This is a genomic window from Streptomyces sp. NBC_00258 (assembly GCF_036182465.1).
Lineage (GTDB): Bacteria > Actinomycetota > Actinomycetes > Streptomycetales > Streptomycetaceae > Streptomyces.
In genome coordinates, this window is record NZ_CP108081.1 from 1,480,169 (window position 1) to 1,498,868 (window position 18,700).

13 protein-coding genes and 2 pseudogenes are annotated in these 18,700 nt (G+C 70.2%); 3 read left to right on the forward strand and 12 right to left on the reverse strand.

The window, feature by feature from the left end; translation table 11 throughout:
* Window positions 1–65: 65 nt before the first annotated feature.
* The 4 genes from OG718_RS06980 to OG718_RS06995 form a co-directional block, all read right to left on the reverse strand.
* On the reverse strand, window positions 66–449 hold the full coding sequence (locus tag OG718_RS06980; protein ID WP_328843619.1) for a DUF2255 family protein: 384 nt from the start codon (window positions 447–449) through the stop codon (window positions 66–68).
* A gap of 300 nt (window positions 450–749) precedes the next feature.
* Complete coding sequence (locus OG718_RS06985) at window positions 750–1,793, reverse strand: NAD(P)-dependent alcohol dehydrogenase (protein WP_328843620.1); 1,044 nt, start codon at window positions 1,791–1,793, stop codon at window positions 750–752.
* Window positions 1,794–1,854: 61 nt separating this feature from the next.
* The gene (locus tag OG718_RS06990; protein ID WP_328843621.1) at window positions 1,855–2,256 is read right to left on the reverse strand and encodes a DUF2255 family protein; all 402 of its coding nucleotides are present in this window, start codon (window positions 2,254–2,256) and stop codon (window positions 1,855–1,857) included.
* On the reverse strand, window positions 2,253–3,653 hold the full coding sequence (locus OG718_RS06995; RefSeq protein ID WP_328843622.1) for an MFS transporter: 1,401 nt from the start codon (window positions 3,651–3,653) through the stop codon (window positions 2,253–2,255). Before OG718_RS06995 ends, OG718_RS06990 begins: the two co-directional genes overlap by 4 nt.
* Window positions 3,654–3,854: 201 nt before the next feature.
* Between OG718_RS06995 and OG718_RS07000 the strand changes: the two are divergent.
* Window positions 3,855–4,753 (forward strand): annotated as a pseudogene (locus OG718_RS07000) (helix-turn-helix transcriptional regulator).
* Between the two features lie 115 nt (window positions 4,754–4,868).
* On the opposite strand, the gene OG718_RS07005 reads toward OG718_RS07000, so the two are convergent.
* Window positions 4,869–5,819 carry an NADP-dependent oxidoreductase gene (locus tag OG718_RS07005; protein ID WP_328843623.1) on the reverse strand — a complete coding sequence of 317 codons (951 nt, stop codon included), beginning with the start codon at window positions 5,817–5,819 and terminating at the stop codon, window positions 4,869–4,871.
* Window positions 5,820–5,950: 131 nt separating this feature from the next.
* Here OG718_RS07005 and OG718_RS07010 point away from each other — a divergent pair, with 131 nt between their 5' ends.
* Window positions 5,951–6,814 (forward strand): helix-turn-helix transcriptional regulator, encoded by an 864-nt coding sequence (locus OG718_RS07010; RefSeq protein WP_328843624.1) that lies wholly within the window; start codon window positions 5,951–5,953, stop codon window positions 6,812–6,814.
* A gap of 110 nt (window positions 6,815–6,924) precedes the next feature.
* On the opposite strand, the gene OG718_RS07015 is transcribed toward OG718_RS07010, so the two are convergent.
* Window positions 6,925–9,567, reverse strand: a complete 2,643-nt coding sequence (locus OG718_RS07015; protein ID WP_328843625.1) for an ATP-binding protein — start codon at window positions 9,565–9,567, stop codon at window positions 6,925–6,927.
* Window positions 9,564–9,989 (reverse strand): effector-associated constant component EACC1, encoded by a 426-nt coding sequence (locus tag OG718_RS07020; protein WP_143642692.1) that lies wholly within the window; start codon window positions 9,987–9,989, stop codon window positions 9,564–9,566. Before OG718_RS07020 ends, OG718_RS07015 begins: the two co-directional genes overlap by 4 nt.
* A 378-nt stretch (window positions 9,990–10,367) precedes the next feature.
* Between OG718_RS07020 and OG718_RS07025 the strand changes: the two genes are divergently transcribed.
* On the forward strand, window positions 10,368–10,751 hold the full coding sequence (locus OG718_RS07025) for a hypothetical protein (protein WP_143642691.1): 384 nt from the start codon (window positions 10,368–10,370) through the stop codon (window positions 10,749–10,751).
* A gap of 214 nt (window positions 10,752–10,965) precedes the next feature.
* Here OG718_RS07025 and OG718_RS54390 read toward each other — a convergent pair.
* From OG718_RS54390 to OG718_RS07050, 5 genes and pseudogenes are all read right to left on the reverse strand, one after another.
* Window positions 10,966–11,205: pseudogene (locus tag OG718_RS54390) on the reverse strand (hypothetical protein); the annotation flags it as partial.
* Window positions 11,206–11,427: 222 nt separating this feature from the next.
* Window positions 11,428–12,537, reverse strand: coding sequence for a WD40/YVTN/BNR-like repeat-containing protein (locus tag OG718_RS07035; RefSeq protein WP_328843627.1), 1,110 nt, complete (start codon window positions 12,535–12,537; stop codon window positions 11,428–11,430).
* 20 nt (window positions 12,538–12,557) lie between these two features.
* Window positions 12,558–13,625 (reverse strand): hypothetical protein, encoded by a 1,068-nt coding sequence (locus tag OG718_RS07040; RefSeq protein ID WP_328843628.1) that lies wholly within the window; start codon window positions 13,623–13,625, stop codon window positions 12,558–12,560.
* A gap of 208 nt (window positions 13,626–13,833) precedes the next feature.
* Entirely contained in the window at window positions 13,834–15,591 is a 1,758-nt protein-coding gene (locus OG718_RS07045; RefSeq protein ID WP_328843629.1) for a lectin, read from the reverse strand.
* Window positions 15,592–15,608: 17 nt separating this feature from the next.
* Window positions 15,609–18,458, reverse strand: a complete 2,850-nt coding sequence (locus OG718_RS07050; protein WP_443054931.1) for a lectin — start codon at window positions 18,456–18,458, stop codon at window positions 15,609–15,611.
* Between the last annotated feature and the right edge of the window lie 242 nt (window positions 18,459–18,700).

Consider the following 18,700-nt stretch of genomic DNA (forward strand, 5'->3'; position numbering starts at 1 on the left):
AGGGCCCGCCGGCCGAGGTGGCGGCGTGGGTACTCACGGTGAACATCGCTCTTCTCCGGCGGCGGTCAGCGAGGCAGGAGCCGCATGGTCGTCGAGCCCGCGTTGGCGCTCGTGATGCGCTGGATGGTGTTGGCGGAGTATCGGCCGTACTTGGTGCGGTAGGCGGTGTCGACCGCGTCGTTGATCTCCCCGTCGGCGTCCTCGAACGCCACGTCCTTCTCGACCCCGCCGGCCTCGACACGGCCCTCGTGGCGGACTCGGGTGCCGCGGAACCAGGCGGAGGTGGGGCCGTTCACGGAGCGGACGTAGATGTCGTCGCCCACGCGCACGCCCCAGATCGTGCGCCGACTGCTCAGCTCGCCGTCCCGGCGCAGGGAGGCGACCTCCAGTTCCTCGGCCGATCCGACCCGGTCGAGTTCGTCGTCGGTCCAGGGAGCAGTGGTGGTCATCCGCTCATCTCCTCGGTTCTGGTGTCCTCGGTTCTCGTGCGGATGTCTCCGCGGGGCGGCCGGACTCCCGCGGGTGCGAGAGGATCTTCGACGAGCATCGGGCCCGGTCGCTGTTCCCGCATCACGGCAGACCGTGCCATGCCGGAAGTCGGCGTTCCAGGGTGTGACACGGCCTCCCACGCCACTGCCGTCGCGCCCTCGCCGTCCCTGCCCTTTCCACTGCTGGGCGGCACCCCGTACGAGGGCTCTCGGGGGCGCGGCTCCTCGTACGGGGTGGTCTCAGGGGGACGTGGCCGTGGGTCAGGCCAGCGTCGAGGTGTCGATCACGAAGCGGTAGCGCACGTCGGAGGCGAGGACACGCTCGTACGCCTCGTTGATCTTGTCGGCCGGGATGACCTCGATCTCGGAGCCGATGCCGTGCTCGGCGCAGAAGTCGAGCATCTCCTGGGTCTCCCGGATGCCGCCGATCAGCGAACCGGCGAACGACCGCCCGCGCATGATCAGCGAGAACACCTGGACGCACAGCGGCTCCGCGGGCGCGCCGACGTTGACCAGGGCGCCGTTCACGGCCAGCAGACCGAGGTAGGCGTCGAGGTCGAGCTTCGCGCTGACCGTGTTGACGATCAGGTCGAACGTGCCCGCCAACTGCTCGAAAGTGGCCGGGTCACTGGTCGCGTGGTAGTGGTCGGCGCCGAGGCGCAGGCCGTCGTCCATCTTCTTCAGCGACTGGGACAGCACGGTGACCTCGGCGCCCATCGCGTGCGCGAGCTTGACGGCCATGTGGCCCAGGCCGCCGAGACCGATGACGGCGACCTTCTTGCCGGGTCCCGCGCCCCAGCGGTGCAGCGGGGAGTACGTCGTGATGCCGGCGCACAGCAGCGGGGCCGCCTCGTCGAGGTCGATGCCCTCGGGGATGCGGACGACGAAGTCCTCGGTGACCACGACGTGCGTGGAGTAGCCGCCCTGGGTGACCGTGCCGTCCTTGTCGATGCCGCCGTAGGTGAGGGTGTTGCCCTTCAGGCAGTACTGCTCCTCGCCCTTCAGGCACGACTCGCACTCGCGGCAGGACTCGACCAGACAGCCGACGCCGACCCGGTCGCCGACGGCGAACCTACCGACCTCCGGGCCGACGTCCGTGACGACGCCGGCGATCTCGTGGCCGGGCACGATCGGGTAGACCTGCTCGCCCCACTCGCTGCGGGCGTGGCTGATGTCGGAGTGGCAGATGCCGCAGTACTTGATCTCGATGAGGACGTCGTGCGGTCCGACGTCACGACGCTCGACGGTGGTCGGCGCGAGGGGTTCGGCAGCGGCCGTTGCGGAGTACGCGTTGACGGTGAGCATGGCTTCTCCGTTCTGGTGGAACCGGTGGTTCTGGTGGAACTGCTGTCGGCCGTAAGGGGGTTCAGTCGGCCGAGCGCGGCCGGCGGGGTTCGAGCCGCATCGTGGTGGAGCTCGCCTCGGGGCTGGTGATGGCCTTGACGATGTACGCGGCGTAGTGCCCGTACTTGGTCCGGTACGCGGTGTCCACGGCGTCGTTGGCCTCGTCGCCGGCGTCGATGATCGTGACGGCCTTCTCGACCCCGCCGGCCTGGATACGGCCCTCCTGGCGGGCCCGGGTGCCGCGGTACCAGTCGGAGCCGGGGCCGTTGACCGAACGGACGTAGATGCCGTCGCCGACGCGGACGACCCAGATCGTCCGTCGGCTGCCCAGTTCGCCGCCGCGCCGCACGGAGGCGATCTCCAGTTCCTCCGCGTGTTCGATGCTGTCGAGCTCCTGGCTCGTCCAGGCCGAGGTCGAGGTCATGAGGTCTTCTCCTTGAGGAGTACGGATGCCGCCGCGGTCAGGGCCACGAGCAGCGCGGCGATCAGAAGGCTGGTGCGCAGCCCGTGCAGGAAGTGCGCGTGGTTCGAGACCAGGGCGCCGAAGACGGCCACTGACAGGGCGCCGCCGAGCTGGCGGGAGGCGTTCAGGACGCCGCTCGCGGTGTCGGCGCGCTGGGCGGGGACGCGGTCCAGGAGCAGTGAGGTCACCGCCGGTACGGCGAGGCCGCCGCCGGTTCCGACCGGGATCATCAGCAGGACCAGCAGCCAGGCGGGCGCCGACGCCGACGGAACGGTGAGTGCCACCAGGCCCGCGGCCATCAGGAGTTGCCCGGTGATGATCGGCATCCGCGGACCGAAGCTCGCGGCGAGCCTGGCGGCCGTCGGGCTGACGACCGCGGTCAGCAGCGTCATCGGCAGGAACGCCAGACCGGTGGCCATCGGCGACAGGCCCTGTTCCTGCTGGAGGTACAGGCCGAGCAGGAAGATCATGCCGTAGAAGCCGACGTTGAGCGCGAAACCCACGGTCGCCGAGAGCGCCATCGTCCGGGTACGCAGGAGTTCCAGCGGCACCATCGGGTTCCGGCCGCGTGCCTGGGACGTCAGGAAGACCACCGCCGCCGCCACGGCCACCGCGAGCGCGAGCAGCACGCGCGGCGCGCCCATGCCGACGGCGCCTGCTTCGATCGCGGCGTACGTCAAACCGCCCATCGCCGCCACCGCGGCGATCTGGCCGGTCCAGTCGAACGGAGCGTCGCCCTGGCGGGGCGAACGCGCGGTCCGGGTGAGCAGGAACAGTGCCAGCACACCCACCGGCAGGTTGACGAAGAAGATCATCCGCCAGCTCAGCTCACTGAGCACACCGCCCAGCACCGGCCCGGCCGCGGCGCCCACCGAACCGCCCATCGCCCATATGGAGATGGCCCGGCCACGCCGGACGGGGTCGGGGAACGCCTCGCGGATCAACGCCAGCGAGGCGGGCACGATCACCGCGGCACCCGCGCCCTGCACCAGCCGCGCCACGACCAGCACACCCAGGTTCGGTGCGAAGCCGCAGGCCGCCGAGGCGACGGTGAACACCACGAGCCCCGCCCCGAACGCCTGCCGCGCCCCGATGCGGTCGGTCACCGAGCCGGCCGACAGCAGCAGCGCGGCGAACATCAGCGTGTAGCCGTCCACCACCCACTGCAGGCCTGTCATGCCGCCGCCGAAGCCGCGCCCGATCTCGGGCAGTGCGACGTTGACGATCAGTGCGTCGAGTGTCATGACGAAGAAGCCGAGCAGCGCGGCCGCCAGCGCCCACCGGGCACCGTTCGCGGTGCCACGCCGACCGCCGGCGGTTTCGGCGGACGACCGGTCCGATACGACAGAACTGGACACGGGTGGTTCTCCTGAGAACGAAACGGGATGGCTTCTCTGCGCGGGAGGTGTTCCTCGACCGACACCCAGCCTGGACTCCGAGCCCGTCCCGTGGCAGGCCGAGCTGTGCAGGGGAGCACTGTTCGGGGGTGTGACAGGGCCCCTCACTGTGCGTTCACACAGCTCATGGATCCGTTACGCCCGGCCTGCCACACTGAGCACATGGCACGTGAGCAGCGCAACGGCGGCGACGGCACGGAACTGGGGCGTTTCCTGCGCGCCCACCGCACCCGGGTGACTCCCGAGGAGGCCGGTCTCCCGTCCGGCCACGGCCTTCGTCGTACGCCGGGACTGCGCCGCGAGGAGCTGGCCACACTCGCCGGCGTGAGCATCGACTACTACACGCGCATCGAGCGCGGCAAGGAAACCCGCCCCAGCCCGTCCGTCGTCGACGCGCTGGCCCGGGTCCTCCTGCTGGACGAGCGCGAGCACGCGCACTTGCGGGACCTCGCCGTGTGCGCCGCCCGCACCACCGCTCCGGAGCCCGCGACCGCGCCCACTTCGTCGGTGGGGCCCGGAATCGAGTTGCTGTGGAGAGCCTGCGGCCCAACCCCGCGGTCGTGGTGAGCCGCACGATGGACCTGCTCGCGTGGAACCCGGGCGGGCTGCGGCTCTTCGTGGGGATGGAGCAGTGGCCGGTCGAGAAGCGCAACGTCGCGCGCTGGGTGTTCCTGAATCCCGGGGCTCGCACGGTCTTCGACCACTGGGAGGAGCAGATCCGCGCCTGCGTCGGGCGGCTGCGCGCCCTGGCCGGCACCGACCCCGCTGCCCCGGACCTCGTCGGGCTCGTCGACGAACTGCTGGCCGAGAGCCCGGAGTTCGTGGAGCTGTGGGAGCGTTACGACGTGCGGGCGCACACCCACGGCAGCAAGACGTTCCACCTTCCGGACATCGGCGACCTCACCCTCGAGTACCAGTCCATGCAGTTGGAGGGTGCCCCCGGCCACCGGCTGGTCGCCCACTACGCCAACCCCGGGACCCCCGACCACGACAAAATGATCCTCCTGGACATGCCTGTCACCGAACCGGACCTCAAACCCGCGCAAGAGAAGCGGAACTGACGGCGGCGGCGGGCGTGACCGCTTCGACCTGATCCAGGCTTCGAGCAGCTTCTGGAACGAGCCGAGGACGGCCTCGCCCCCTGTCGGTCGATGATGCTCCACGAGAACGATGGAGCTACGCGGACACCGCGACCACGTGCTTGCCCACGACGCCGCCACGCTCGAACGCCTCGTGCGCTGCGGCGATGTCCGCGTAGGGGTACACGCTGTGGACCACCGGGCGCAGCGCACCCGAAATGACATGGTCAGCCACATCACGCAGCACGGCGGTGTCCGGGTTGGCGCTGAAGGTGCGGATGCGGCGGGAGCCGTGCACGCTCGACGCGGCGATCGCGGCCAAGGCACCGGCCGACAGGCCGACGGTGACCATCCGGCCGCCCTTGGCCAACCGGCTTCGATAGCAGTGCAGTTCAGAGCCGACGGTGTCGACGATGACGTCGAACGGTCCGATCCGGTCCGAGGTGGTCGAGCCGTAGTCGAGGACTTCATCGGCACCGAGGCCGGTGAGCTGTTGGGCGTGGCGGTCACGAGCCAGCGCGGTGACATGGCCGCCCAATGCGTGTGCCAGTTGCACGGCGGCGGTGCCGACTCCGCCGGCCGCGCCCCGCACGAGGACCCGTTCCCCGCCCGCGAGGTGCACGCTGTCGCGCAACGCAATCAGCGCCGTCGCGCCCGCCACGACCAGGGAGGCCGCGTCGACCGACGAGAGTCCTGCCGGGGCGGGCGCGATCCGGTCCGAGGGGACCACGACGTACTCGGCCGCCCCCGCGGTGATGTGCCGCTGCCGGGGGTGCACCATGCCCCACACCCGGTCCCCGGCCCGGTAACCCTCGACCTCGGCGCCGGTCTCGACGACGACGCCCGTGAAGTCCAGCCCCGCGCCGATCGGGAAGCGGCGCCCCGACACCATCTTCACCTGCCCGGCGCGGACGATCACGTCGTGTCCGTTCACGCTGGACGCCTCGACCGACACCAGGACCTCGCCGACACCGGGAGCGGGCCGGTCCACATCGTTGATCCGCAGGACGTCCGGTGCACCGTAACTCGTGATCTGAGCAGCCTTCATGGCGCTGTTCCTTCCGTGGTCGGCTGGGGTGGAACCGATACTGGTCCTCTGCTCACGGCACACGGTCGTTCGCCTTTTCCTGGGACTGGCAGACCCACCCTCCCAATCCACGCCCGAGGCATACTGACGCCGTGACCGACAACCCCCTCGCGCCGACCGACGACCCCCGACGCGAACTCGCCGAATTCCTGCGGACCCGCCGGACCCGGCTGCGGCCGGAGGACGTCGGCCTCGAACCCGGCCCGAGGCGACGCGTGGCCGGACTGCGGCGTGAGGAACTGGCCCTGTTGGCGGGGGTGAGTTCGGACTACTACCAGCGCATGGAGCAGGGTCGCGACGTGCGGCCTTCCGAACAGGTCCTGGACGCCCTCGCACGCGCCCTCAACTTCTCCACCGAGGAGTGCCGACACCTGCACAGCCTCGCCGCCGCCGCACGCACACCGGCTCGCGCCCCGCGCCGGTACGAACCGGAGGAAGTACCGGACACCACAGAGCGGTTGCTGCGCACGATGCCCTCGCCCGCCCTGGTCGTGGGCCGCTACCTGGACGTACTGGCCTGGAGCCCGCTGGCCGGCGCGCTGCTGGGCGAGTTCACCCGACTCCCGGTGACGCAGCGGAACCTGCTGTCGCTCCTGTTGCACCCGGAGGCCGACCAGACCTGTCCGGAGCGGGCCGCCACCGTCGCCGAGCTGACCGCGATGCTGCGCGCACAGGTCGCCGCCGATCCGGGGCACCCGCGCGCCGCGGAGCTGGTAGGCGAACTCGCGGTCCGCAGCGACGAGTTCGCGACGCTGTGGGCCCGTCACGACGTGGGCGAGACGACGCGCGGCCGGATGCGTGTCAACCACCCCATGGTCGGGGAGCTGAACCTGGACTGGGACGCCTACCCGCTGCCGGGCACTCCCGGCCCGATGCTGATCGTCTACACCGCCGTCGAGGGCGGCCCCGACGCCGAGCGACTCCAACTGCTGGCCAGTCTGCTCAACGCCGGCTGACGCAAGACAGAATCAGCCCCCGGTTCTTGCCTACCCGCTCGGCCGCCGGTTCTGCCGGTTCGGTGCGGAAGCAGGCAGGCGCGACGGTTTCGAGGACGGCTTCAGGCGGATCAGCTCTGCGACGGCAGCCTCGCCGCGTCACTGTCCGCCCCCTGTTCCAACGCGCCATCCGTGGGGACCTGTCCTTCAGCGCGGCTCATTCGGGCGGCTCGGGACGACGGATGTGCGATGGCTTGGGTCGACGGTCCCTCCTCCGGGCCGGAACCGCGACGCAGTTCGTGTTCCTTGTGCATGAGCCGACGTGCGTGCGCGTGGTCTCCCAGCGCCCATTGGATCTTGGCGAGCAGACGGTACGCATAGCTGAGACTGGCGGGGTCGTCGACTGCCTCGAAGCGCTCGAGCGCGAGATCGGCATGGAGGCGGGCCGGCGTGAGGGTTCCGGCCTTGCGGAAGGCCTCGGCTGCCGTCGCGTGCGAGTGCGCCGCCCCTTCCCGGTCGCCCTGGTCGTCGAGCAGTTGGGCGGCCTTCTGGGCCAGTACCGCCGCATCCGGGTACTGCCCGGTGTACATGTGCACTGCGGCCTCCGCCGCGAGGCACTCCGCCAGCAGACTGTCGTCCCCGGCTTCCTCGAAGCAGGTGTGCGCCTCGGCCTGGAACCGCATGGCCTCGTCGATCAGGTTGGCAGCCAGGGCCCGTTCGGCGAGAGACATCAGGTGCCGACCGCCTTCGGCCGCGCCCTCGGGCACCGACCGGGCCGCACGCAGGAGTTCGGCGGCCACGTCCCGCCGCACGTGCGAGGGGTCGCGTTTCACCAACTGCGGGTGGCCGGGGTCGAGTTCTGTGCCCACGAGGGCCAGGGCGCCGCGCGCCCGCGCGATACCCCTGCCGTAACTCCTGCCCGTCGCGTACCGGTAGGCGGCCTCGGCCTCTTCCCTGGCCACGGCGGGCCGCTGCTCCTCACGCAGGGCGTCGGCCACCTCGCAGCTGAACTCGGTTGCGAGGTTCCATCGGTCCTCGCGCGCCGCCCGCGCTGCCGCGCGCAGTTCAGGAAGTGCGGCGGTCCGCCAGGCGCTTCGAGCGCTGTCCCCTCGCGCGGCCTCCAGCCAGCGGCGGAGGTGGAGGTACAACCAGGTCCGCCGCAGGGCCTCCTGTGCGGGCGTGGTGCGCGAATAGCTGCGGTAGAGGTCGTGGAAGGCGTAGCGGCCGTCGGTGCGCTGAAGGAGTCCCGCATCGACGAGTTCCTCCAGCAACAGTCCGCAGATGCCGGGCGGCATACGACAGAGGGCTGCGGCCGAGTAGCGGTCGAAGTCAGGGCCTGGATGGCCGGCGCAGTCGTGGAGCACCTGCCTCTGCTGCTCGCTGAGCGCCTCGTACGACACGGTGAAGGCCGTACGGACGCGGTCGTCGTCGGAGTGGAGGTGCTGCAGCGGACGGTCCGACTCCCGCATGGCGTCCAGCAGCAGATCGGGTGGGGTGCGGCGCAGTCTGGCGGCGATGGGGCGCAGCGCGAGCGGGAAGCAGCTCAACAGCCGGGCGATCTCGGCGAGTTCGCCGTCGTGCCCGGTGAGCCCGCTGAGATCGTGCATCATCGCCACCGCGTCGTCCACCTCGAGCGGAGCGAGCGCAAACCGGCGGACGTACCGCGGCATCAGATCAGTGAGCGAGGCACGGCTGGTGACCACGAACAGCGCGTCGCGCGGGGGCGCGTCGGTCTGGGAGACCTCGGCTGCGTCCGTGACGTCATCCAGCAGCACAACAGGGAAGCCGACCGCCGGATGACCCTCCCGACCGCCCGTGAGCCGCTGGTACAACTCGGCCGCCAACGCCGACTTGCCCACGCCCGGCGGCCCGTGGATGACGAGTACGCCGGGTCCTCGAGCCGTCTCCGCGGCCAGGTCCCGCAGCTCACGATCCCGGCCGAACAACTGCTCCGCGGGCAGCAGTCCCGGGGCGTTCGCGCTCCGGCCCGCCTCGTGCGGCTCCTGCGCGACGTACGCCGGGTTGCGGAAGACAGCGATCCGCTCACCCGAGTTGTGAGCCCCGAGCTGGGGGTGCTGTGGGTGTTCCCGAGTACTCAGCAGCCGGTGCAGCCGGGCATGCACGGTTCCGAAGTCGAGCTCGGGGCCGGCTCCGAGCACACCCGTCCGCAGGAGTCCGAGCATGGCGCCGGTGAACGCGGACAGCTCCTCACCGGGCAGGGAGTAGGCGAGCTCGGTGGCCGCGCTGGAGGTAAGGACGCAGACGCCGTCGATGTCGGCGGCCTGTTTCAGCAGTGTCGCGCGGGCGCTCATGCCCCCTTCGACGGCGGCGCCGCTGAAGCAGCAGTCGAGGACCACGGCGCACTTCAGGCCCCGTCGGCGGTACGCCGATCGCACCTCGTCACGGATGTGGGCGTACGGCAGCGCGCGCCACATCTGCTGCTCGTTGGAGTCGTGCAGGGCGAGATGGAGGTCGGCCGGCCGGTCGGGGTGCAGCAGTCCGTGTCCGGCGTAATAGATGAGCAGCGTGTCGGTGGCTTCGTTCACCGCGGCGTCGATGGCTCGCATGACATCGCTGCCGTCGGCCTCGGGACCGAGCACCCGGCAGCCTGCCGCGGTCAGGCCCCAGACGGCCTCGTCGCACAGTGCGTCCCGCAGCGCCGTGATGTTCCGCTCGACCGCGGGCAACTGGGCGAGTCCACCGCCGGCGGCATACCCGTGGATGCCGATCAGTACCGCCCTGGAGGCCGACCGGTCGGCCAGCCGCGCCGTCATGTGTCGGCCTGCTCCTGCTCCCTGCGGGCCCGCAGCACTTTCAGTACGTCCTCGGCTGTTCCCTCCACCAGGGTGCCGTCGCTCTCGGTGACACGTACGGTGGGCGCCTGCGTTCCGCTCGGGCGCCGCCAGGCGGTGATGGCGACCAGCAGCCCGAGGAGGCCGACCGTGCTGTCCACGACGGCGGTGATCGTGTCCAGGGTCCCCATCGTGCCCGGGGGCGGTGGTGGCGCGGCCCGGGTCCCCGTCATGTCCGCGGGCCGCGGCGGAACAGGCGAGGGCCCCGGAGGCGGTGGCGGCGCGTAGGGGTCGGCGGACCCGATCGCGGCGCCCGACCGTGCCACTGACGGATCACGGCGCAGCCACCCGCTCAGGGCAGTGGCACCCGCAGCGCTTCCCACACTGATCCGTACCTCGCTCATCCACGCTCCCCCGAAATCGCGCGTTCACCACGTGAAGAGCCAGGGTCCCATCTTCCCCGTGGATTAGGAGAGTTCTCCGTCCGCTTCACTCTGCCGACTGGCGACATCACGCCACATCAGATGCGGCTCCGGCGGCCTGTTCCCGGTACCTGGCGGATATGAACAGCGCCAGACAGAGGCCTGCGGTCAAAAGCCATGGAGCGGTTGAGTAGTGGTTACTCATGCCATGCCACAGCGGCGCACGGCACTGTCGAGCTCACGGAGGGTCTGTCTGCCGGCTCGGCTCGTCGGGCCTGGCAGAGCCTTCCGGCAAGGGCGAGGGGTTCACGTGCCTGCTCAGCGGAGCGGTGCACGGTCGGTATTGATCAGGAGGCTGGTATGAGAGGCAAGTTACGACGCCGAGGCGCCATGGTCGCGGCGGTTGCGGCGCTGAGTGCCGCTGGGATGGTTCTGACGACCGCAACCGCATCCGCATCCACGACCGCGTCCGCGCTGCTCAGGGTGGAGGTCGGGGCGGCTGTCTTCAACGGCCGCAGTCTGGCCTCCGGTGAGGTCGGAGTCCCGGCCCTGTGGTCGGGGGATGTACTCCTCGCGACCTGTTGGAGCACCGGAGAGGACCTCGGCGGAGGAAACCGTTGGTACCTCACCGTCTATGAGCGCTACAACCGCTTCAACGGACTCGAGCTGACCGTGACCGGGTGGACGTACGCGCCGTACGTGGACAACAGCGCCGCCTCCAAGTCAGTCATCACGCGCTGCTGACCAGACGGCCGTTGTGCCCTTTCCAGCGTGAAGTTGCCGGTCAGCGATCCAGTGCACCTTCGGTGCGCGCGGGGGCGTGGTAAATCCCGCGGCGCGCACCGGAGGTGCTTCTGTCTGCTCTGATGCGGGCCGACGCCGTTCCGGGACGCTGAAGCCGTTCTCGAACTCGGCGCCCGCGCGGACCTGGGCGACGAGGTGGGCTCCGGCAACCGCGCACAGAACCCGCGGCAGCCGTTACGGTCCTCGGCCCGTGCTGGCCGTTCCGGACCACCAGGCGCCACTCTGCCTCATCCGCCCCCGCGGCCAACTCGGCTATGCGTTGGTCCACTTCGGCATCCGAGGCGTCGGCAGGCGTCCGCCGGGCGCCCTCGCGGACAACCTCGTCGACGAGCGAGGGAGAGTCAGGGCGTGGCGGTGAGGGCGGTGCGTGCCGCGTCGAGGAACGCGGAGACACCGCCTCCCTCGCCCTGGCCGTCACCCTGTTGCACGACCAGGGCCATACCGCCCAAGCCCTCACCTGGCTGCACCAACGCACCCAAGCCGGTGACACCACCGCACCCGGCTGGATCGCCCAACTCCAACACACCACCGGCTGACCCCCGGCCGCCGAGTCGGCATGCCCCACACCCGGAGCAACCCGAACCCACCCTCGCCGGACCGAGCCCCGTTCGTCGTCTCAGCCGAACCGCAGGATGCGTGGGGCGAAGGTGCCCTCGGGGCCGTCGGCGCGGCCCACCGACCACACCGTCGCCGTGCCTGGCACCGGCGCCAGCCGCGGCACCCGGGAATCGCCCTCCCCGGCCACCGCCGGTTCGCTGTACTCCGTGAACGACTGTCCGTTCCAGGCAAGGAAATCCGGCCCGGAGACAAACGGCGGACTGCTGCCCGGCGGGCCCCACTTCTGCGAGCGGGCGACCGAGACCCAGGCCAGCGCGCCTGACGTGCTGGGCGACAGTGAGCTGATCGAGCCGAAGTCGGTGGGCACGGTCACCCGGCTCCACGCCTGCCCGTCGAAGCGGACCAGCAGTGGCGGAATCGGCCGCCCCGGCGGGCCGCCGACGAAGCCTGCCGTGCCACCCGCCCAGACCTCCGTCGGCGAGACCGCCAGCACACTGCTCACCGCCGACCGCGGGAATCCGTCGACGATCGTCTGCTGCCACGCCTCCCCGTTCCAGTGCGACACGACAGCGCCCGAGCCGGTGTCGCCCGCGGCCCAGACGTCGTCGGCCGCCAGGATGTGCAGGCCGTACACGGCTCCCGGCGGCACCGGCACGTCCTGCCAGCTACGCCCGTCCCAGCGCAGCAGTGCCTGCGCGCCGTCCCGCGAACCGATCAGCCAGGTCTCACCGCCGCCGGCGACGACTTTGGTCAGCAGGACACCACGCGGCGGCCGGCTCTCGTTCCAGGATTTGCCGTCGTAGCGCAGCAGGTGGGCGCCGCCCGCCGAGTCGCGGCCGACCGCCCAGACCATGGTCGGTGAGGTCGCGGCGATGGACAGCAGCTCTCCCTGCCAGCCGATCCCGGGCAGGCCCTGGCGCTGCCACGCGGTTCCGTCCCAGCGCAGCACGAGAGGGAAGCCCGGCGCCTCGCGTCCGACGGCGTCGGCACCCACCGCCCACGCCCGGTCCGGACCGAACGCCACGGCCTCGTTCAGCCCCGCCTGCGGGCGGACCTGTGGCGGGACCGGAACGTGTTGCCAGGACAGGGTTTCCGCCGCGGCCGAGGACATGAGGGCCATGATCGTCATGGCGGCAGCGAGAGCCGCGACGAAGAGTCTGTGTGCCATGGGAAGTCGGCGTGCCATGGTCAGCCTCCCAGCCGCTCGCTCATCAGGTTCGGTTTCGAGCCGTAGATCTCCACGGTCCCGAAGGACAACAGTGAGAACCCGGCCCTCGCCAGCGCACGCGGTTTGACGTCGATCGCGTTCGTGCGCTCGGGGCCGTACGAGAAGGTGGTGCGGGGGCCGTCCACCCGTGCGTACTTCGACTGGAACGCGCGGTCGCTGCGCACCGGCAGCCACAGCGCGCCGTCCGGGCCGCGCACCATGGCCTCGGTGTAGGTGTCGCCCAGCGGTGGGTAAGTGGTGTGCCAGGCCTGCCCGTTGAAGGTCATCAGGTAGGTGCGGGCCACGCCGTCGGTGTACTGGCTGCCGCCGATCGTGACCCGGCCGGACGGTTCGACCAGGATCGTGTGCACGTTGCTGTTCGGCGGCAGCGGCACCTTCGCGTCCTGCCATGCCGTGCCGTTCCGGCGCAGGACGGTGGTCCCGGTGCTGGTGTCCGCCCAGGCCCAGGCGTCGGTGGCAGTACGCGCGATGACGCCCATCACGTACAGCACGTCGTCCGGGGTGGACTGTGTGGTCCAGGTGGAGCCGTCGTAGTGCAACACCTTCAGCCCGGTGTCGTCCTCGCCGACCACCCACGCGGCACCCGGCACGGCGGTGAAGTCCTGGTAGGTCCACAGGGTCTGCGGCAGCGGGACGGCACTCCAGCCTCCCGCCGACCGGCGCAGGATCTCTCCGGTCCCCGCGCGGTTGTGGAAGATCCACACCTCCTCGCCGACGAACTGCACCTTGCCGAGCCAGCCCGGCTCATCGGCGCCGGGGAACGTCGTGTCCCGGCTCCACGCCGTGCCGTCCCACCGGTACAGCATCGGCCGCAGTCCATCGGCGGCGTGCTCGTACCCGGTCGCCCACGCCTCGCCCGGCCCACGGGCGGCGAGGTCGGACACGGTCACCGGCGGGGCCGCCGCCGGCACCGGCAGCGCCGACCAGCTCGGCTTCGCCGCCGCGGCCGGTGTCACAGCCGCGGCGGGCGACACGATCGCGGCACACACGATCACAAGGCAGACGATGACCGCACGGAGACCATTCACGAGACCCCCAGAACGAGAAGGTCGCACACGCTATTGGCATGCACACACCCGTGGCCAGACGACATTCGGCCGACACGGCCGCGCAGCCGGCCTAGGTTCGTGCGCAACCGGGCGATGCACCGCGTCTGCGCCCCGCTCACGCCGGTGAGCGGGGCGAAGTCATGAGGAGAACTGCTGGTTCACCGCGCCGTGCCAGTCGGTCGGTTCGTCAGGGCAGGGTCCATTTCTGGTTGGCGTTGGCGTGGCAGGTCCACAGATGGACCGCTGTTCCGTCGTTCCAGGTACCGCCCGAGGCATCCAGGCACTTGCCGGACTGCGGATTGTGGACCGTGCCGTCCGACTGGGCCGCCCAGGTCTGCGCCCCCGAACCGTTGCAGGTCCAGAGCTGGATCCTCGTACCGTCCGCGGTGCCCGCGTCGGACACGTCCAGGCACTTGCCCAATGCCCGCAGCGTGCCGTCACCGGAGACCGACCACCTCTGCGCCCCGGACCCGTTGCACGTCCAGATCTGCACCTTCGTACCGTCGGCCGTCTGAGCGTTGTCCACGTCCAGGCACTTGCCGTTCACACCCTTCACCTCACCCGAGCGGGGGCCGGGCTCCTGGCCGCCGTCGTGCTTGACGCGGATGTTGCGGAACGACACGTCGTCGCCGTCGCCGTGGTTCTGGATGCCGATGTGCCCCTGTCGCAGACTGCGTACGGGGTCGGTGTTGGTGAAGTCGTTGATCTTTCGGCCGTTGAGGAAGATCTCCAACCGCTCACCGGTGACCCGGAGTTCGTAGGTGTTCCACTCCCCCGGCGGATTCAGGGAGGCGTCCCGTGCGGCGATGTCCGCCGACTTGAAGCCGTAGACGGAGCCCGTGGTGCGGTCGGCGGCGTCGGTGGCGTCGATCTGTATCTCGTAGCCGTTGTTCACCGCCGTCCACGGGTCGTCGGAGGCCGGGAAGCCGATGAAGACGCCGGAGTTGTCGTCCCCGGCCATCCTCCAGTCGAGCTTGAGGGAGTAGTCGCCGGTGAACTCCTGGGCGTTGTACCAGAACAGCCCCATCCCGCCCACGGAGGTGAGGGTGCCGTCCGCGAGGCTGAACTGCCCCGGCCCGGCCTGCTTCCAGCCGCTGGTGGACGAGCCGTCGAACAGCGGTGTGTAGCCGGTTTCCGGGCGGCAGTCGGCGTCGGTCATTCCGGCGGCCCAGCGGATGCCGCCGAGGATGTGGCGCCGGAAGGCGGGCTCGGCGTACGACTCGTCGGTGTGCCCGCCGCCGGTGTAGAAGGCCCGGCCGCCCTGGTAGTCCTTGCACCAGGCGATCGGGTGGTCGCCGGACATGTTCCCGCCCGAGTAGCTGGACTCGTCGAGCGAGGCCAGGACACGGGCTGTGCTGCGCGGGTTGGTGCGGTAGTTGTACCACTCGTCGGTGCGCTGCCAGGTGCTGCCGAGATGGGCGGTGGCGTCGTGCGCCCGGTCCTCCACCTCGACCGTGGCGGACTGGATGGCCGGATGCGAGTGGAACAGCGCACCGGCCAGGCCCTCGTAGAAGGGCCAGTCGTACTCGGTGTCGGCGGCGGCATGGATGCCGACGTATCCTCCGCCACCCTGGATGTACTGCTCGAAGACCGTCTGCTGGGCGGCGTTCAGTACGTCACCCGTCGTCGACAGGAAGACGACGCTCTTGTACTGGGCGAGGTTGCCGGTCGTGAAGGTCCCCGCGTCCTCGGTCGCGTCCACGGTGAAGTTGTTCGCGGTACCCAGGCCGCGCAGCGTCTCGATGCCCTTCTCGATCGAGGAATGGCGGAAGCCCGCCGTCTTGGAGAAGACGAGGATCTTGTACGCGGGATCCGCCGCCGTGAGTGGTCGTGTTTCAGCGGTGACGGACTGGCTCACCGCCGCGGGCAGTGCCGCGGCCTGCGGGGTCAGACAGAGCGCGGCGCCCACGAACAGGCCGAGGGCCGCTTTCAAGTAGGTACGCATGGTCGGTCTCCTCCCTCCTACGGCAGGGTCCATTTCTGGTTGGCGTTGGCGTGGCAGGTCCACAGATGGACCGCTGTTCCGTCGTTCCAGGTACCGCCCGAGGCATCCAGGCACTTGCCGGACTGCGGATTGTGGACCGTGCCGTCCGACTGGGCCGCCCAGGTCTGCGCCCCCGAACCGTTGCAGGTCCAGAGCTGGATCCTCGTACCGTCCGCGGTGCCCGCGTCGGACACGTCCAGGCACTTGCCCAATGCCCGCAGCGTGCCGTCACCGGAGACCGACCACCTCTGCGCCCCGGACCCGTTGCACGTCCAGATCTGCACCTTCGTACCGTCGGCCGTCTGAGCGTTGTCCACGTCCAGGCACTTGCCGTTCACGCCCTTCACCTCACCGGAGCGGGTGCTGCCGCCCGAGGTGGTGAAGGAGAACTCGTCCACGTCGAAGAGCGCTCCGCTGCCGCCCTTGAAGACGAGGTGGAGGGAGGTGGAGCCGGTGGGCTGGTTGCTCAGGCCGGCCGTCACGTCCTGGAAGGTCTCCCATCCGCCGGTCACCGGCACGGTCGCCGTGCCGAGCAGGGTGCCGGTCGTGGATCCGGCGCGGACCTCGATGGTGCCGCCCGCGCCCTCGGAGGAGACCCGTGCGGTGAACTGCGTCGCGTTGCCGAGGGCGTACGGCTGGAAGGAGATCCAGTCGCCGTTCTCGATGTTGCCGACGGTCTTCCCGCCGTGCGCGGGACCGTGGGAGATGACGTCGACGCCGGCGGAGGCGCCGTAGTGCTCGCCCTGCCGGTGGCTGGGCTGTGCGACGTGCTGGTCGTGCGTGGTCAGCGCGGGCTGGCCGCCGGCGCCCTTGTCGGTGTACTCGGCGTCGATCACGCCGAAGATGTTGGCGTTGGGGTCGTGCTCGCCGTCGGCCAGCGTCTGCAGCGTGCCGGTGCATCCGGTGGTCGAGGTCTGCGGATGGCCGTGGCTGTCGTGCCCGACGATGAAGGTGACCTTCACCTTGGAGCAGTCGATCGTGCCGTCCTCGGGATCGGTCACCGTCACCTTGAACGGGATGGCGTCACCGAAGTCGTAGATGCTTCCGTCCGCGGGCAGGTCGAGCTTCACCGTGGGCGCGGTGTTCCCCACCGTGATCTGCACGGAGGCCGTCGCGGACTTGCCGGTGGTGTCCGTGACCTTCAGCGTGGCCGTGTAGTGGCCGTTGGTCGCGTACGTGTGGGAGGGGTTGGCGGCGGTGGAGGTGGCGCCGTCGCCGAAGGTCCAGGCGTAGCTCAGGGCGCCGCCGTCCGGGTCGGTGCTGCCGGCCGAGGAGAACGAGACCGCCAGGGGCGCCTTGCCCGAGGTGACGTCGGCCTTCGCCTGTGCGGTCGGGGCGAGCCCGTCGGTGACGTGCTCGATGCGGTACAGGGCGGAGTTCTCGTCGCCGCTGAAGTAGCCGGTGCCGTAGTCGAGGACGTACAGGGCTCCGTCGGGGCCGAAGGCCATGTCCATCACCTGGGTGCCGCTCCAGGGGAAGGCGTTGATGGACTGCACGGTTCCGTCGGTGCCCGACTCGATGCGCTTGATCCAGCGACGGCCGAACTCCCCGGCGAAGTAGTCGCCGTCGTACTCCTGCGGGAACTTCACCTCGGAGGTGGAGGCGGCGTCGTAGCGGTAGACCTGGCCGCCCATCGGCGACTCCGAGCCGTTGCCGAACTCCGGTACGGATCCGCCGTCGTAGGGGATCCAGGCGGGCTGGACGGGAGGCAGGGCGATGAGGCCGGTGTTGTTCGGTGAACTGTTCGTGGGCGCCGCGCAGTTGAATGCGGACCCGGAGGCGCCGGTCGCGAAGTTGTAGTCGATGTAGGCGTCGTTGTCGCCGGTGCAGTACGGCCAGCCGTAGTTGCCGGCCTTGGTGATCCGGTTGAACTCCACCTGCCCGCCGGGTCCGCGGGTGGGGCTGGCGGTGCCGGCGTCGGGTCCGTAGTCGCCGAGGTAGACGATGCCCGTGGGCTTGTCGACGCTCATGCGGAAGGGGTTGCGGAAGCCCATCGCGTAGATCTCGGGACGGGTCTTCGCGGTGCCGGGGGCGAAGAGGTTGCCGCTCGGGATCGCGTACGACCCGTCGGCGTTGACCTTGATCCGCAGAACCTTGCCGCGCAGGTCGTTGGTGTTGGCCGAGGAACGCTGGGCGTCGAAGGCGGGGTTGCGGGTGGCGCGCTCGTCGATCGGGGTGTAGCTGTCCGAGGCGAACGGGTTGGTGTCGTCTCCGGTGGACAGGTACAGGTTTCCGGCCGCGTCGAAGTCGATGTCACCGCCCACGTGGCAGCAGATGCCGCGGGAGGCCGGCACGTCGAGGATCTTCTTCTCGCTGCCGAGATCCAGGGTGCCGTCGGTCTTCAGCACGAACCGGGACAGCCGGTTGACCCCGTCGAAGGGGGCGAAGTCGGAGGCCGTGCCGTCGGCCGGGGCGTCACCGGCCGGAGTGCTGAGCTTGGGGGCGTAGTAGAGGTAGACGGACCGGTTGGACGCGAAGCCGGGGTCCACGGCGACGCCTTGCAGGCCTTCCTCGTCGTGGCTGTAGACGTCCAGCTTGCCCGCGACGGCGGTGGTCCCCGCGGCGTTCGTGAGCCGGACGGTGCCGTCGCGTGAGGTGTGCAGGACCGAGCGGTCCGGCAGCACCGCCAGGGTCATGGGCTCGCCCGTCTCGGCCACGCCCTTGGCGAGTGTGACCTGCTGGTACTCGACGGCGGCCGCCTTGGGCCCGGCGGCCGGATCCGCCTGATGGGCGGCGGCCTGGGGCATGGGCAGCAGACAGCCGAAGGCGCAGGCCACGGCGGTCAGCAGGTAACGAATACGTCTGTGTCTGAGCGGTTTGTTGCGCACAGAGGTCTCCCAAAGTGGGGTGGGATGACGGCAGCCCTCGTCGGGCTGCCAAGCAGTGCACAGGCGCGCGCCGTCGCGCCGTCATGACCGGTTGCGGCTCTATGACCGGTTCATTTCAAGGAAGTTAGCGAGCTTTGTCGAGCTCCGTAACCCATTTCACTCAAGATCTCGATACTTTTTCCACGCACGGGACAAAGACCCGCGCCGAGCGCAACGTGCAAAGTCATGGGCAGCGTAGGGCT

Bases quoted from the DNA above. Each gene is read 5' to 3' on its own strand.
- OG718_RS06985 (WP_328843620.1), bottom strand. From the start codon at position 1,793: ATGCTCACCGTCAACGCGTACTCCGCAACGGCCGCTGCCGAACCCCTC.
- OG718_RS07025 (WP_143642691.1), top strand. From the start codon at position 10,368: ATGAGAGGCAAGTTACGACGCCGAGGCGCCATGGTCGCGGCGGTTGCG.
- OG718_RS07005 (WP_328843623.1), bottom strand. From the start codon at position 5,819: ATGAAGGCTGCTCAGATCACGAGTTACGGTGCACCGGACGTCCTGCGG.
- OG718_RS07020 (WP_143642692.1), bottom strand. From the start codon at position 9,989: ATGAGCGAGGTACGGATCAGTGTGGGAAGCGCTGCGGGTGCCACTGCC.
- OG718_RS06990 (WP_328843621.1), bottom strand. From the start codon at position 2,256: ATGACCTCGACCTCGGCCTGGACGAGCCAGGAGCTCGACAGCATCGAA.
- OG718_RS07015 (WP_328843625.1), bottom strand. From the start codon at position 9,567: ATGACGGCGCGGCTGGCCGACCGGTCGGCCTCCAGGGCGGTACTGATC.
- OG718_RS07035 (WP_328843627.1), bottom strand. From the start codon at position 12,537: ATGGCACACAGACTCTTCGTCGCGGCTCTCGCTGCCGCCATGACGATC.
- OG718_RS07045 (WP_328843629.1), bottom strand. From the start codon at position 15,591: ATGCGTACCTACTTGAAAGCGGCCCTCGGCCTGTTCGTGGGCGCCGCG.
- OG718_RS06980 (WP_328843619.1), bottom strand. From the start codon at position 449: ATGACCACCACTGCTCCCTGGACCGACGACGAACTCGACCGGGTCGGA.